Genomic DNA, 14594 nt, shown 5'->3' with positions numbered 1-14594 from the left:
CTGGATAGTAGATGGACAGTTCCAGCGCCCTCGAACTGATGCGGATGCACCAGTCCCCAGACACCGTGACTCAGTCTAGCAGCCTCAGGGCCATAAATGTGACGAAATTAGCGACACTTTGCGTGGTGTGTGTCGCGAAGTAGCTTCTCTAGTGTGCGGCGAGCTGCCACGAGGGGCCGACCCCCACGGCCACGTCCAGCGGGACAGACAGCTTCACGGGAGACGCCATCCTATCGCGAACGATCGCTTCCACCGCGCGCGCCTCTCCCGGCGCGATCTCCACGAGGAGTTCGTCGTGGATCTGCACGAGGAGTCGTGAGCTAAGCCCCGCATCGGACAACGCCGACACGACATCCAGCATCGCGATCTTGACGATATCGGCGGCGCTGCCTTGAATGGGCGCGTTAAGCGCTGCCCGTTCAGCCATCTCACGGCGCTGGCGATTCGACGAACGCAGGTCGGGCAGGTAGCGCCTGCGACCGAACATCGTCTCTGTGTAGCCGTCGGCGCGCGCCTGAGCGACGAGCCCATCAAGGTAGTCACGCACCTTCCCGAATCGTTCAAAGTAGCGCTCGCGGAGCGCAGCCGCCTCGGGAACCGGGATACCGAGTTGCGCGGCGAGACCGTAGGCCGACAGCCCGTAGGCGAGCCCGTAGGAGGTGGCCTTGATCCGCGACCGTTCCTCGCCGCTCACCTCGTTGACGGGCGTACCAAACACCATGGATGCCATGGTTCGGTGGAGATCCTCCCCCGAATTAAAGGCCTCGATGAGCGCCTCATCACCAGACAGGTGCGCCATGAGCCGCATCTCGATCTGCGAGTAGTCGGCGCTCATGAGTGATGAGTACCCCTCACCTGCGATAAAGGCTCCGCGGATGCGCTTGCCATCGACGCTGCGGGCGGGGATGTTTTGCAGATTGGGATCCGAGGAGGCCAGGCGTCCCGTTGCCGCGGCCACCTGCGAGAAGGTCGTGTGGATGCGTCCGTCCGATGCGACGGTGGCGGTCAGCGAGTCCACCATTTGCTTGAGCTTGATGCGGTCGCGGTGCGTCAGCAGATGCCCGAGGAACTCGTGTCCCGCTCCCCCGCTCGCTTCGGTTTTCACCCACAGATCCGCCAACGCGTCGGCGTTCGTCGTGTACCCCGTCTTCGTCTTCTTGGTCTTGGGTAACCCGAAGTGGTCAAAGAGTATTTCCTGGAGCTGCTTGGGGCTCGACAGGTTGACCTCGCGGCCCGCGGCCGCCCACGCGCCCCGCCGAGCGGCCTCCACGTCGGCCCCCAGTTCGGTCGATAGGGATTCAAGGACGCACACATCTGCGGCGATACCCGTCTGTTCCATGTCTGCGAGCAGGCGGGAGAGGGGCATTTCCATCTTCGTGAGAAGCGCGCTTCCCGAACCCTCTTCAAGTGTGTCGCGTAACCTGGCCGCCAGGAGGTGCAGCTGCGCCGCCAAGTGCCCTGCGCGCACCTGCGCGGCGCTCGGCCCCTCCCCGATTTCTCCCAGGTCGAACAAGGTATCAGACTCACCCTCCTCATCGACCCGGGTGCCCAGGATGCGCGATACCAGGTCCTCAAGCTTGTGGGAGCGCTGATCCGGGTGCGCGAGGTAGGCCGCCAGCATCGTGTCGAAGGAAACGCCCCCGAGGCCCCACCCGCGCGATGCGAGCGCGTGACGGGTGCCCTTCGCGTCGTGAACGATGAGGGACGAGGCCTGGGCGAGAACAGACGCGAGGGCGCGATCCTGCGCGGGGCCAAGTTCGGTCGGTTCGATGACGAGCGCATCGCTCTCGCTGGCGAGGACGAGCCGTGTCACCTCGCCGCGCGTCGGTCGCGTATCGCCTTCGACCAGCAGGCCGAGGCAATTATGCTCGCCGACCCACCGGGCAATATCGCAGGTCGCATCGGCCAGGCGAACCGTGACCTGCATGTCGCCCCAGGAATCTTTAACGGCCTCGTCGGGTGCCACATCCCCCATCCCAATGCCCGAGACCTCGCGGACCTTCCTCCGCAGCCGTCCGAATTCGAGGGAGTCGAAGAGCCTGTCAATCGCTGCGACGTCTGTCGCGCGGCGTGCGAGGTCGCTCGGGGCAACACCCAGGTCCATATCCGTCACGAGCCTGTTGAGTCGGCGGTTACGCACCACGTCATCCATATGTTCGCGCAGTGCCGCTCCCCGCTTACCGCCGATTTCATCGGCCCGCGCGAGCAGGTTATCCAGTCCGTCAAACTTGTTGATCCACTGAGCCGCTGTTTTCGGCCCCACCCCGGGCACGCCCGGCAGATTGTCCGAGGTCTCGCCTACGATGGCGGCGATCTCGGGGTATCGATGTGGCGCAACGCCGTACTTGTCCTCGACCGCCTGCGGCGTCATCCGGCGCAGATCTCCAGGACCCGTGCCCGGGTACAGGACCGTGACGTTCTCGGTCACAGTCTGGAAGGAATCGCGGTCTCCCGAGACGACCAGAACGGTCGCTCCGTCGTGTCCGGCTCGGTAAGCCAACGTCGCCAGAATGTCATCGGCTTCAAAGCCGTCGCGCGACAGCGAGACGATTCCCATCGCCTCTAAGACCTCGCGGATGAGTTCCACCTGCCCCTTGAACTCTTCGGGAGTCGCATCCCGAGTGCCCTTGTACTCCGGATACTCCCGCGTGCGAAATGAGTGCCTGGACACATCAAATGCTACGGCCACGTGGGTCGGACGTTCCGTTTCAAGCAGCCGCGTCAGCATTGATACGAAGCCATAAACCGCGTTCGTGTGCTGGCCCGTCGCCGTGACAAAGTTGTCGGCGGGCAGCGCATAGAATGCGCGATACGCCATCGAATGGCCATCGATAATCAGCACGGTGTCACTCACACATGACACCCTAGATGCCATGACACACGTTGACCAGACGAAACACAATCGTTCCTCCTTACCCGACCCTCTCGCCCACGGAGGATGGGTGGGAGCGCACTGGCCCGGCTCCCTCATGGAGGCCACCGGAATGGAAGTTCTCGAGCACGCCGCTGCGCGCACCGTCATCTCGATGCCCATCGACGGTAATCGGCAAAACGCGGGGATCCTGCACGGCGGCGCGTCCGCGGCACTCGCGGAGACGGCCGCCTCTTTTGCCGCCCAGATCCACGCACGCGAAACCAACCCGGGGAAGCAGGCCTACGCGGTCGGCACTGAGCTCAACGCGTCGCACATCAGCGCCGGACGGCAGGGAACGATTACGGCAACGGCGACGGCCGTTCACCTCGGCCGTTCATCCACGGTCCACACCGTCGAGATTCGTGACGAGGCCGACCGACTCATCTCAATCGCGCAGGTCACCAATCGCATCCTGGTTCGTTCCAGCCACAACTAGCTGTGCTCGCCCAGGGCGAGATGGTGGTGGGTGGGGGCGTCGCCCCCACCCACCACCATCAATAGCGATCAGTCATCCACCTGATTGATGACCGCATCGGCGACCTCGCGCATCGACAGGCGGCGATCCATCGACGTCTTCTGGATCCAGCGGAAGGCTTCCGGTTCGCTCATCCCCATATTCTTCATGAGCAGGCCCTTCGCGCGGTCCACGCGCTTACGCGTCTCGAAACGATCGCTCAGATCAGCGATCTGGTCCTCAAGAGATTCAATCTCCGCGTGGCGAGACAGCGCGATCTCGACAGCCGGTATCAGGTCGGAAGGACTAAACGGCTTCACGACGTAGGCCATCGCGCCGGCGTCGCGCGCCCGCTCCACGAGCTCCGTCTGCGAGAAGGCGGTCAGCATGACGACCGCGCACGACAATTCTTGGAGAATCTTCTCAGCCGCAGTGATGCCATCCATCTTCGGCATCTTGACGTCCATCACACACAAATCCGGTTCGAGTTCCAGCGCCAGCTCGACCGCTTCCTCGCCGTCGGCAGCTTCGCCGACGACCTCAAACCCCGCCTGGGTCAGCGTCTCAACGATATCGAGACGGATCAACCCCTCGTCCTCAGCGACGAGGACGCGACGCGGCTCAGCCTGCTCTTCACTCATTGTCATATTCCTCAGTTTGATCGGTTTGCTCAGCTGTTCTATTGTGGGTCTCGCACACGCGAAAGCCCCGATAGCCCAACTGGCAGAGGCGGTCGGCTCAAACCCGGCTTGTTGTGGGTTCGAATCCCACTCGGGGTACCGCCAGTGGAGTACGTGCTCCCATGGTACCGGCAATCCTGTACCTACGCGATGCACGAATCGCAATTATTTCAACATATCTGCACACAGATGGAGGGGCCGACAAGCATCGCTTGTCGGCCCCTCCATCGCGACTCAGGCCACCACGCTCAGTTCGAGACCGAGATACTCGGCTGCCGCTCCCCTCAGGGAGGGTTCGTCAAGATCGGCGATCGCCTGCTTGACCCTCGAATCATGGAAGTCAGCAAACCACGGCTCAACAGCGCGAGAAAGCTGGCCGACCTCCAGGTTGTTGGCCACCCGGCCAAACAGAGTGTCGTGGACCGACACGGTCCGGATATCCGTATTCATTTCTCCTCCATCTTTCGTTGTGATGCGCCGGGGGAACGTGCTTTGATCGCACAGGCATCCCTCTACGCACCAGGCAGCGATCTGCTGCTATGCCGCGCCGTCGTTGGAGCGGCATCCACACGTTTCAACGTGTATCCGAGTACTGTATTCCCTCATCTCCCTTTTGTCCATACGAACGCGAATGAGTCGCGGCACAGGGGTGGGGGTGTCGGCACGTGCCGACACCCCCACCCCGCGAGAATCTCACGCGTCGCGTAAGCCCCCAATCGCGTAGTCGGCCTCGTCGCCAACTTCGTGGATACGCAGCATGTTCGAGGAGCCAGCGATGCCCGGCGGCATGCCGGCGACGATGACGAGCTGCTGACCGATATCCGCCAGGCGGGAGGACTGCACGACCTGGTCGAGCTGCCACACCATGTCATCCGTGTGCTGCACCTCGGGGACGCGGTAGGTGTGAACACCCCACGACAGAGCGAGACGCCGACGCGTTGATTCCAACGGCGTAAAGGCCAGCATGGGAATCGGTCGGCGCATACGCGACAGCAGGCGGGCGGATGTACCCGACTGAGTGAATGTCACCAGATAACGGGCATCCATGTGCTCGGCGATACGGGCTGCTGCCTCGCAAATGACGCCGGCCCGATCCGACGCGAAGTAACCGGGAATCGAAGCGATGCGCTCACCGCCGTTTTCCTCGGTGGACTCGATAATCGCGGCCATCGTGCGAACGGTCTCGATGGGGAAGGCGCCCACCGAGGTTTCGCCGGAAAGCATCACTGCGTCCGCGCCATCAAGAATGGCGTTAGCGCAGTCGGAGGCCTCCGCGCGGGTCGGACGTGGGTTTTTGATCATGGAATCCATGACCTGCGTGGCCACGATGACGGGCTTAGCCGCGATCCGCGCCAGCTCGATCGCCCGCTTCTGAACCAGCGGAACCGCCTCGAGAGGCATCTCGACGCCCAGGTCACCGCGCGCGACCATGATGCCATCGAAGGCCTCGATGATCTCTTCGAGCGCTTCAACGGCCTGCGGCTTCTCGATCTTGGCGATGACGGGAATCCGCTTGCCCATCTCGTCCATGATCTCGTGGACATCCTTGATGTCTTCGGCGGAACGCACGAAGGACAAGGCGATGAAATCGGCATCCATTTCGATGCCCCAGCGCAGGTCCTCCTTGTCTTTTTCGGACAGAGCGGGAACGGACACCGCGACGCCGGGCAGGTTCAGCCCCTTGTGATCGGAGACCGTGCCGGGGACCTCAACGCGGGTTACCACGTCAGTGTCGGTCACCTCGACGACGCGAACCGCGACGTTGCCATCGTCGATCAGCAGGCGATCGCCGGGAGCACAGTCACCCGGAAGGCCCTTGAAGGTCGTTCCGACGAGTTCCTTCGTGCCTGGAACATCGCGGGTGGTGATCGTGAAAGTGTCACCGATCGCCAGTTCCTGGGGCCCGTCTCGGAAAGTCTCCAGGCGAATCTTCGGCCCCTGGAGGTCAACGAGAACGGCAATCGCACGGCCGGACGTCGCGGATGCCTTCCTGACGCGCGAAATGACGGCCGCGTGTTCCTCGGCGTTTCCGTGCGACCGATTGATACGCGCGACATCCATGCCGGCGTCAACCAGCGCCTGGAGCTGCTCGGGGGAATCGGTGGCAGGTCCAATGGTGCAGACAATCTTAGCTCGACGCATGATGCCGATTCTAGCGCCCAGTGTCACCTTAATCACGGGGGCACCCCCACGCGATAACGTGATAATTCCCATGAATCACACCGATATGGGACCTCCGACTCACGTACCTCGGCACACGGTGCCCGCCCCGAGCTAGGAATCTGCTGTGGTCTGCGCCGCTTCCTCCCCACCTGTCGTTGCATCGTCATCGGGGTCGGGTGCGCTACCCGCGCGCTCCTCGCCCTTCTCCGCTAAAGCCTTATCTGCCTCGTCACGATCTGACCAGGGCTCCACCCGGCCAGGCCTCCCCAGACGCCCCGCAGCGACAAAGACACCTACGCCCAGCGCGAAGACGACGAACGACGTCCAAACATTTAGGCGCAGCCCGAAGAACGTGTGCGCATCGTCAATCCGCAGCATTTCAATCCAGCTGCGTCCCAACGTGTAAACCATGAGGTACAGGCCGAAAACCTGCCCGCCAGCGAAACGGTGACGGCGATCGAGCCACACGATGAACGCCGCCCCTGCGAGGTTCCACAGGCACTCGTAGAGGAACGTCGGATGAAAGAGAGTCCCCGTCGCATACCCCGCGGGGATATGCGACGCGTCAATCTGTAGTCCCCAGGGGAGCGTCGTCGGCCCTCCGAACAGTTCCTGGTTAAACCAGTTTCCCCAGCGACCGATCGCCTGGGCCACAAGAAGCGCCGGGGCCAGCGAGTCAGCGATGGGACCAAATCGAACGCCCGCGCGCCTAACGGCGATATACGCGCCGAGAGCGCCAAGGGCGACGCCTCCCCAGATACCGAGGCCCCCGCGCCACAGCTGGAGCGCTAGCCAGGGATCGCCGCCGGGACCGAAGTAGGCATCCGGCGAGGTCACAACGTGATAGAGACGGGCGCCGACGACCCCCAGCGGGATCGCCCAGAACGCCACGTCGTACAGCGTGTCCGGGTTTCCCCCACGCTGGCGATAGCGGCGGGCCGTCCACCAGACACCGACAACCATTCCGACGGCGATGATGATGCCATATGCTCGAAGAGGAATCGGTCCCACATACCACACGCCCTGAGACGGCGACGGGATACCGGATGCTGCCACAATGCTCACGCGCACGCTCCGTTCACACCAGACTCCAGTTCACGTGCGAGCTTCCCGATGGCCCCCAAAGCGCGGCCAGTGCCGCCGCCAAGGAGGGGCTTGACAAGCATCGCAACGATCGCCCCTTGCGCGTTATCGCCCATCCTGGCGATAACGCGCGTTTGCCCGCACTCCTTTACAAGCGGCGCACGCCCCAAGTCGCTGCTGATGCGACACGAGCCCTCGTGGCTTAGGTCCCCGATAGACGTTCCCAACACAAAGTTCTCCGTTTTCATCACTGTCCTTTCTGACGTGCCGCAGCGACACGCGCCTTGCGATCCGTCCGCAACGCGGGGTGTTGCCCTGCACTCACCATATCTCGAATACTTGCGCGCGGGTCATCCGACGTCACGAGGGCTTCCCTACCAAGACGGCGTCCGCGCCCCACTTTGCGTACCCGCACACGTCGTGCTCCCTGGCCACACCCGACTCCGCCACCGAAACAACATCCGGGAGAATCACATCGATCACCTGCTCGACTTCCGCGTGGTCAACCTCGAGAGTCTCGAGGTTGCGGGCGTTCACGCCGATAATCGATGCACCTGCATCGAGCGCGCGCAGCGCCTCCAGACGCGAGTGCGTCTCGACCAGAGCCTCCATGCCGAGCGAACGCGCTCCTCCCTTTCCTTCACGCGGGTTAGAGGAAGGTGATCTGCGCGCTGTTTCAGGTCCTGTCGGACCCCCGCAATAATGTCATCGAGAACGCTCATAACACTCCCCTTTCACCGAGAACCAATCCGACCTTTATAAGGCTATCGAACAAAACACTCACGGACGGAACATCCCACGCCGTCCACCAGCGGAACCAACGCGGATGCCGGCACGGCCAACCCCACGGCTGCGGCAGCCCTATCGCGGGACTCCACGTATCCAAATGCGCGCCATCGATAAATGGCGGGGATCACGGGCCATGATGCGGCCGACGAACGAAAGACGCCGCGCACAGGCCAGGTCAAAATCCGACCGAGACGCATAGGATCAAACTGATGCGAACGCATCGAAATACTTACGATGTCATTGTCCCATCCCCGACCCGCGCCGACCTGGCGGGCCCACAATGAAGCCGGTCGCGACCTACAGCCAGTCAGGAATCACGCCCCACGCGATCGTCCCCACCAGGGCAGAGCCGATCATCCACGGTCCCATCGCAACGCGCGACTTCGTCCCCGCGGAGCCGACAACAATCTTCCAGAGGGCGGCCACGCCGGCTGACACGAAGGACAGCGCTAATGCAAAGACAGCCGCATGAATCCCCACCGAACCGACCATCGCACCGAGGACGGGGGCTAGTTTGACGTCTCCACCACCCATTCCACCGGGAATACGATTCAACACAGCGATTGGAATAAACCAGATCAGGGCGCCGATCAGGCAACCCGTCAGCCGCTGCTGCCACAGGGGAGAAATAACGATGCCGACAACGACGCCAACGACAACACCGATCCCCATGGCCACCGTATAGGCGTTGGGCAGGCGATGGGTACGCGCATCAACGTAGGCACTCAGGGCCCCAACCATCGAGACCGTCATAACGGCCGGTATCCCGGGACGCATCTGAGCTGCAACGAAAGAGATGGCCCCGACGATAGCCGCACCCCACACGATGGCGTTGCGGCTGAGCGGCGTTTGCGTTGCCTCCACGAAGTATCGCCGTTGAATCTTCCATCCCGAGCGCCACAGCCACGCCAGGACGATGACCCACGTCAAAAAGCCCGACGCAAGGGATAGATCCGCGCTGATGCGCGTCGACAGCAACTCGACGATCACGAATCCACACCTCCCCCACCGGAGCGCGCGCGGCGCGCCAGCTCGTCTTCCAGGGCCTGCCTCATCACGTCCGAATGTGGGCTTTGCCCCGTCATGAGTTGCACCTGTGCAGCCCCTTGAAAAACCAGCATATCCGTGCCTTCAGCGACCACCGCGCCAGCGCGTTCGAAGACCGAACGCAGCGCGGTATCACGCGGGGTGTAGACGGCGTCTAGCAAGACCTGCCCCTCTCGCGGAGCAAGCAGAGCAGCGAGCGGGTCTGCAATCCCGGCGGGCAACGTAGAAATCAGAACGTCGGACGCGGTCGCCACCCGTGCGACCCCTTCAAGGTCCGCCCACATCGCCTGCTCAACGCGCACGCCTAGTCGCGAGGCAGCCGTCATGACGGAGCCGGGTCCGCCAAAGCGACGAGCCGCCACAGTCGCCAAGGTGATCCCCAATTCACCGAGCGCGGCGAGCGCGGAAGACGCTGTCGCGCGTGCTCCCAGGATGAGGGCGCTGCCCGGGATCGGGATTCCCGCCTGATCGCATGCTCGCCGGATCGCGGAGGCGATACCTGCGACGTCCGTGTTGAACCCGACGAGAAGCCCCGATGATGGCACAACGGTGTTCACTGCGCCGACGGCGACGGCCAGCGGATCGATCACATCAAGCAGGGGCATAATTGCCTGCTTGCAGGGCATCGTCACCGACAGCCCGCGGCACGCGTCGTCAAGCCCGTCGATGAAGGCGGGGAGAGACGAGGCATCCTGCTCGATGCGGCGGTACTCCCACCCGTCGATGCACAGTTCCTCCCACGCCGCCCGGTGAATGACCGGTGACAGGGAATGCTCAATCGGAGAACCGATGACGCCGACCCACGTCATGACGCGCTGCAAACCATCGGGTTAGCGTTGCAGTACTCCACTAGCTTCTCCCGGTTCTTCTCCTGTTCCTCAAGGGTCGATGCAAACAGGGTTTCTCCCGTATCGAGATTGACGGTCACGAAGTAGAGCCAGTTTCCTTCTGCCGGATTAAGGACGGCCTTGATGGCCCTCTCGCTGGGCTGGCCGATGGGCGTGGGCGGCAGTCCCGCGTGCAGGCGCGTGTTGTACGGGTTGTCGTTATCGAGGTCCTCCTGGTTGGGCACCCCGCTGGTCTTACCCACGCCGTAAAGGACCGTGGAGTCCATGCCGAGCATGCCCTTTGTTTCCCCGTCCTTGTCTGCCAAACGATTCTCGATCACGCGGGCGACCATCGGCATGTACTTGCCGATGTTCATTTCGCCATCGACGATCGAGGCCTTGATAAGCACAGTCTCTCGGTCCGCAGGCGCGACTCCGAGGCGATCCAGCTCGTGGATGGTGCCTGCCACCATCCGTGCGATCACGGTCGTTGGGGTATCGCCCTCCGAAACCTCGTAGGAGCCCGGCAGCAGCCACCCCTCAGCGTTGCCGCCGGCCTCGGAGGGAAGACCAATCGCTTCGGTGTCGGCGAACGCAGCGTTAACGTCGGATTCCGAGACCCCCATGATGTCGACGATGCGCTGCTTCACCTCAGACAGCTTTTGCCCGGCTCCGACGGTGATCGTCGAGTCCACGCGATTGGTCTCGTCCAGCAGGGCGGCGAGAGCTCCCGCAGCGCTCATCTGCTGCTGCAGGCGGTAGGTACCCGGGCGGATCGTCAGGGCCGCTCGGTTGGTCTCAAACTGGCGCACAAAAGCGCCCACTGATTTGATAACGTCGGCGTTGACGAGCGTTTGGCCGATCTGGCGACCGGAGGAGTCTTCGCTGATCGTGATCTCGACGCGGCCGCTACCGGGTCCCGGGTAGTCATCGGAGGCGGTTGTAGAGCCGTTAACCAGCTGAGAATAGGCGATGTATCCGGCTCCACTGACGAGACCAAGAACGACAACGAGAACGAAGAACGAGCGCAGACGACGGCGACGTCTGCGCTTGCGGGCCGCACGCCGCTCACTCGCCAGGCGCCGAGAACGCAACCCCGTGGTTTCCGCGGGGGAGTTTATCTCTCGCTCGGAGGCCGTCTTTTGCGCGGGGGCAGCTTCAACTTGCGAAGTCACCCCGCTGTCCGTCACCTCGTCGAAGGAAGGAAGAGCCGTGGAACGACGGCGCATGCTGGTCCCACGAATAGGAGTTTGGTCGGGATCTGACGAGGCGGCGGCACGCACTGCGTTGCCTCGCACCGGGGTGGGCGTCGCCGCTGTCGAGGATTCCTCCTCGCGCGGAACATCGGAGTAGACCCGCGGTTCACCGGAGTGAATCTCACGGCGCGAGCGAAAAGGATAGGTGGGAGGCGTGCTCATCGGTGCGCTCCTTCGCTGGTCTCGAGGATGATCTCCTCACCGGGAGCTCGACCGCTCATGCGCTCAAGCTCGAGAGCCTGTTCAAGGATGATCTGCGCCGCAACCTGATCAATGACCCCGCGGTGGTCATTCTCGGGGATTCCTGAGGCGCGCAGCCGCGCATGCGCCTGATTGGACGTGAGGCGCTCGTCAACCATCGCAACGCGAATGCCGGGGACGAGCTTCTTGATCCGGCGAGCGTACTTACGCGCACCCTTGGCGGATACGCCTTCTCCGCCACGAAGATGGCGCGGCAATCCCACGATGAACTCGATCGCATCATGTTCAAGAGCAATGTCAGCAAGTCGGCGAAGATCGGATAGATCAGAAGATCGAATGAGAGTTTCGACGGGCATCGTCAGGATGCCTTCGGGGTCACATCGGCTGACGCCGACACGCACGGTGCCAACGTCCACGCCGATGCGAACTCCCCTCCGCACGCTCACAGAGCCTCGATTTCATTGCGGATCGCATCGATCGCCGCCGCTATTCCCTCGGGCTTCGCGCCTCCGCCCTGGGCGATATCGTCGCGGCCACCGCCGCCACCGCCCATGTGCTTACCGACGGCGCGCACGAGCGCTCCCGCCTTGACGGATTGCTCGCGTGCTCCCTCGTTCGTGGCAACGACCAGGGACGGCTTGCCGCCGACGAGGCCGCCGAGGGCGACGACCGCGCCGCGCTCATTGCCCATACGGTCGCGGACATCAAGCGCGAGCGTGCGCAGCGCGTCGGCGGCGGGCATCACGCCAACGTCCGCGGCGACCAGGCTCACCTGTCCGACGCGCTCCGCCGAGGTCGCGAGGTCCGCGCCCCGGCTGAGCGCCTGTTCGGTGCGAATCTTTTCCAGTTCCTTTTCGGAATCGCGGAGCTTCGCAAGCAGGGTCTCGATGCGCTCGGGGAGCTCGTTGGGGCGGCCTCCGACAAGCTGCGACAGCTGTGCCACGAGCGCGTGTTCCTTGGCTTGGAACTCGTAGGCGCCATCTCCGACGAGAGCATCGATACGCCGCACACCGGAACCGATCGACCCCTCACCCAGGACGGTGATGCGGCCGATGTGCCCGGTGGTCGGCACGTGAGTGCCACCGCACAACTCCCGATCGAAGCCGTCGCCGATCGTCACCACGCGCACCTGCGCGCCGTACTTTTCGCCGAACAGGGCGATCGCGCCCGTCGCCTTCGCCTGATCGATGCTCATCACCTCGGTAGTGACCGCCAGATCCTCAGCGAGCTTTTCGTTGACCAGCGCTTCGATGTCCCCCAGCTGGGTGCCCTCAAGAGCGCTGGAGTGACGGAAGTCGAAGCGCAGGCGCGAGGGGGAGTTCTCCGACCCCGCCTGGGTTGCGTCCTCCGACACGACTGAACGCAGCCCGGCATACACCATGTGGGTGGCGGTGTGTGCTCGAGCAATATCCAAACGACGCTGCCCGTCGATCTGCGCATATGCCTTTTCGCCGACCGTCATGCCGCCCTCGGTGAGGGTGCCGCGATGGACGTTGAGTCCGCGAATGGGAGCCTGAACGTCGTTGACCTCGACGACTCCGCCGCCCGCCAGACGGATCACGCCGTGGTCGGCCAGCTGTCCGCCCATCTCCGCATAGAAAGGCGTGCGGTCCAGGACGACCTCGACCTCGGCGGGGGCGCTGGCCGCGGGCGCGGCGACACCGCCGACGAGGAGTGCCTGCACGGTCGCCTCGGCCGCCTGCTCCGTGTAGCCCAGGAAGGTTGACCCTCCGCCCATCTCCTTCTCGATGTCGCGGAACACCCTCACGTCGGTGTGGCCGGTCTTCTTCGCCCGCGCGTCGGCGCGGGCCCTTTCCTTCTGCTCCGCCATGAGCGTGCGGAAGCCCTCTTCGTCGACGGCGACGCCCTGCTCGGCGGCCATCTCGAGGGTCAGGTCGATCGGGAAACCATAGGTGTCGTGCAGAGAAAACGCCGAGGCACCGGAGATGACGGGAGCTCCCTTGGTTTCCTTCGCCGAGGCCACCGCGGTATCCAGGATCGTCGTCCCCGCACTCAGCGTGCGCCGAAATGCGTCTTCCTCCGCGTACGCGACCTCGGAAATCGTCTTCCAATTCGTTTCGAGCTCCGGGTACGAGGCCTTCATCGCGTCCTTCGACGCAGTCAACAGGGTCGGCATGGCCGCTTCGTTGACACCCAGCAGGCGCATCGAACGAACCGCGCGGCGAACGAGGCGGCGCAGCACGTAGCCGCGGCCGTCGTTGCCCGGGCGCACGCCGTCGCCGATCAGCATCAGGGCGGAGCGAACGTGGTCTGCGACGACGCGCAGGCGCACGTCGTCCTCGTAGGCGTTTCCGGCGCTCGGACCCTCTGCTCCCAGACCGTAGGTCTTGCCCGACATCTCCTGGGCGGCCGCAATGACGGGGAACACCTCGTCGATCTCGTACATGTTCGGCTTGTCCTGCATGATGAAGGCGAGTCGCTCGAGGCCCGCTCCCGTATCGATCGCGGTCTTGTCGAGCGTGCCGACAAGTTCGAAGTCGTGGCCCTCGCCCTCACCTCGGACGAACTCATCGAACACGAGGTTCCAGATCTCGAGGAAGCGGTCGCCGGCGACATCGACGATCGGCCCGCCGTCGGGGCCGTATTGGGGACCGCGATCGTAGTGGATCTCGCAGCACGCGCCGGCCGGTCCCGGCTGCCCCGTCGACCAGGAGATCTCCTCGAACGGGAGCCGCTGGACGCGCTCGGGATCGACGCCGATGGTCTTGGTCCAGTGAGTGAAGGATACCTCGTCCTTCTCCCAGATCGTCATCCACAGGCGATCGCCGTCCAGACCGTAGCCGCCCTGCGCCTGGGGCGTCGTCAGGAGCTCCCACGCGTAGTCGATCGCACCCTCCTTGAAGTAGTCACCGAAGGAGAAGTTGCCGTTCATCTGAAAGAACGTCCCGTGACGAGTCGTTTTACCAACGTTATCGATGTCATTCGTTCGGATGCACTTTTGGACCGACGCGGCGCGCGGCCACGGAGCGGGCTCGACACCCGTGATGTAGGGGATGAAAGGAACCATGCCGGCAATCGTGAATAGAATCGATGGTTCCGGCGACACCAGGGACACCGAAGGACGGATCTCATGCCCCTGCTGCTCGAAGTATTCGAGCCAGCGGGTGCGGATTTCAGACGTACGCATATTCCCCCATCGTAGCCGGTAGGCTCCCATCG

11 protein-coding genes, 1 tRNA gene and 1 pseudogene are annotated in these 14594 nt (G+C 63.5%); 2 read left to right on the top strand and 11 right to left on the bottom strand.

Translation table 11 applies throughout. The features are described 5' to 3' along the window. Nucleotides 1-148: 148 nt before the first annotated feature. Complete coding sequence (gene polA / locus BLT68_RS01555) at nt 149-2875, bottom strand: DNA polymerase I (protein WP_173546188.1); 2727 nt, start codon at nt 2873-2875, stop codon at nt 149-151. On the opposite strand from polA, the gene BLT68_RS01550 reads away from it, so the two are divergent. Next, the gene (locus BLT68_RS01550; protein ID WP_074632557.1) at nt 2874-3350 is read left to right on the top strand and encodes a PaaI family thioesterase; all 477 of its coding nucleotides are present in this window, start codon (nt 2874-2876) and stop codon (nt 3348-3350) included. The two genes, polA and BLT68_RS01550, sit on opposite strands and share 2 nt — an antisense overlap. A gap of 68 nt (nt 3351-3418) precedes the next feature. On the opposite strand, the gene BLT68_RS01545 is transcribed toward BLT68_RS01550, so the two are convergent. Then, nucleotides 3419-4009, bottom strand: coding sequence for an ANTAR domain-containing response regulator (locus BLT68_RS01545; RefSeq protein WP_009211600.1), 591 nt, complete (start codon nt 4007-4009; stop codon nt 3419-3421). Nucleotides 4010-4073: 64 nt separating this feature from the next. Here BLT68_RS01545 and BLT68_RS01540 point away from each other — a divergent pair. After that, nucleotides 4074-4147 (top strand) — tRNA-Leu (locus BLT68_RS01540). A gap of 135 nt (nt 4148-4282) precedes the next feature. On the opposite strand, the gene BLT68_RS01535 is transcribed toward BLT68_RS01540, so the two are convergent. The 9 genes and pseudogenes from BLT68_RS01535 to alaS all read right to left on the bottom strand — a co-directional run bounded on the left by BLT68_RS01535 (nt 4283) and on the right by alaS (nt 14562). Then, entirely contained in the window at nt 4283-4498 is a 216-nt protein-coding gene (locus BLT68_RS01535) for a hypothetical protein (protein WP_050694705.1), read from the bottom strand. A 243-nt stretch (nt 4499-4741) separates the two neighbouring features. Beyond that, the gene (gene pyk / locus BLT68_RS01530; protein ID WP_074632555.1) at nt 4742-6190 is read right to left on the bottom strand and encodes a pyruvate kinase; all 1449 of its coding nucleotides are present in this window, start codon (nt 6188-6190) and stop codon (nt 4742-4744) included. Between the two features lie 132 nt (nt 6191-6322). Then, complete coding sequence (gene lgt / locus BLT68_RS01525) at nt 6323-7276, bottom strand: prolipoprotein diacylglyceryl transferase (RefSeq protein ID WP_050695756.1); 954 nt, start codon at nt 7274-7276, stop codon at nt 6323-6325. A gap of 265 nt (nt 7277-7541) precedes the next feature. Then, nucleotides 7542-7918 (bottom strand): annotated as a pseudogene (locus BLT68_RS01515) (indole-3-glycerol-phosphate synthase TrpC); the annotation flags it as partial. 462 nt (nt 7919-8380) lie between these two features. Further along, entirely contained in the window at nt 8381-9073 is a 693-nt protein-coding gene (locus tag BLT68_RS01510) for a prepilin peptidase (protein WP_074632553.1), read from the bottom strand. Then, nucleotides 9070-9939: a shikimate dehydrogenase gene (locus BLT68_RS01505; RefSeq protein ID WP_074632703.1), complete on the bottom strand. Its 870-nt coding sequence runs from the start codon at nt 9937-9939 to the stop codon at nt 9070-9072. Before BLT68_RS01505 ends, BLT68_RS01510 begins: the two co-directional genes overlap by 4 nt. Continuing rightward, the gene (gene mltG / locus BLT68_RS01500) at nt 9936-11375 is read right to left on the bottom strand and encodes an endolytic transglycosylase MltG (protein ID WP_232618782.1); all 1440 of its coding nucleotides are present in this window, start codon (nt 11373-11375) and stop codon (nt 9936-9938) included. Before mltG ends, BLT68_RS01505 begins: the two co-directional genes overlap by 4 nt. Beyond that, nucleotides 11372-11860, bottom strand: a complete 489-nt coding sequence (gene ruvX, locus BLT68_RS01495; RefSeq protein ID WP_082175834.1) for a Holliday junction resolvase RuvX — start codon at nt 11858-11860, stop codon at nt 11372-11374. Before ruvX ends, mltG begins: the two co-directional genes overlap by 4 nt. Next, the gene (gene alaS / locus BLT68_RS01490; protein WP_050694702.1) at nt 11857-14562 is read right to left on the bottom strand and encodes an alanine--tRNA ligase; all 2706 of its coding nucleotides are present in this window, start codon (nt 14560-14562) and stop codon (nt 11857-11859) included. The genes ruvX and alaS overlap by 4 nt, the downstream gene beginning before the upstream one ends. Nucleotides 14563-14594: the final 32 nt, after the last annotated feature.

Source organism: Schaalia meyeri (genome assembly GCF_900105015.1).
In the GTDB taxonomy this organism is placed as follows: Bacteria; Actinomycetota; Actinomycetes; order Actinomycetales; family Actinomycetaceae; genus Pauljensenia; species Pauljensenia meyeri.
This window is presented reverse-complemented; position numbering and strand designations above follow the sequence as displayed.

Bases quoted from the DNA above. Each gene is read 5' to 3' on its own strand.
- BLT68_RS01550 (WP_074632557.1), top strand. From the start codon at position 2,874: ATGACACACGTTGACCAGACGAAACACAATCGTTCCTCCTTACCCGAC.
- polA (WP_173546188.1), bottom strand. From the start codon at position 2,875: ATGGCATCTAGGGTGTCATGTGTGAGTGACACCGTGCTGATTATCGAT.
- BLT68_RS01545 (WP_009211600.1), bottom strand. From the start codon at position 4,009: ATGAGTGAAGAGCAGGCTGAGCCGCGTCGCGTCCTCGTCGCTGAGGAC.
- BLT68_RS01535 (WP_050694705.1), bottom strand. From the start codon at position 4,498: ATGAATACGGATATCCGGACCGTGTCGGTCCACGACACTCTGTTTGGC.
- pyk (WP_074632555.1), bottom strand. From the start codon at position 6,190: ATGCGTCGAGCTAAGATTGTCTGCACCATTGGACCTGCCACCGATTCC.
- BLT68_RS01505 (WP_074632703.1), bottom strand. From the start codon at position 9,939: ATGACGTGGGTCGGCGTCATCGGTTCTCCGATTGAGCATTCCCTGTCA.
- mltG (WP_232618782.1), bottom strand. From the start codon at position 11,375: ATGAGCACGCCTCCCACCTATCCTTTTCGCTCGCGCCGTGAGATTCAC.
- alaS (WP_050694702.1), bottom strand. From the start codon at position 14,562: ATGCGTACGTCTGAAATCCGCACCCGCTGGCTCGAATACTTCGAGCAG.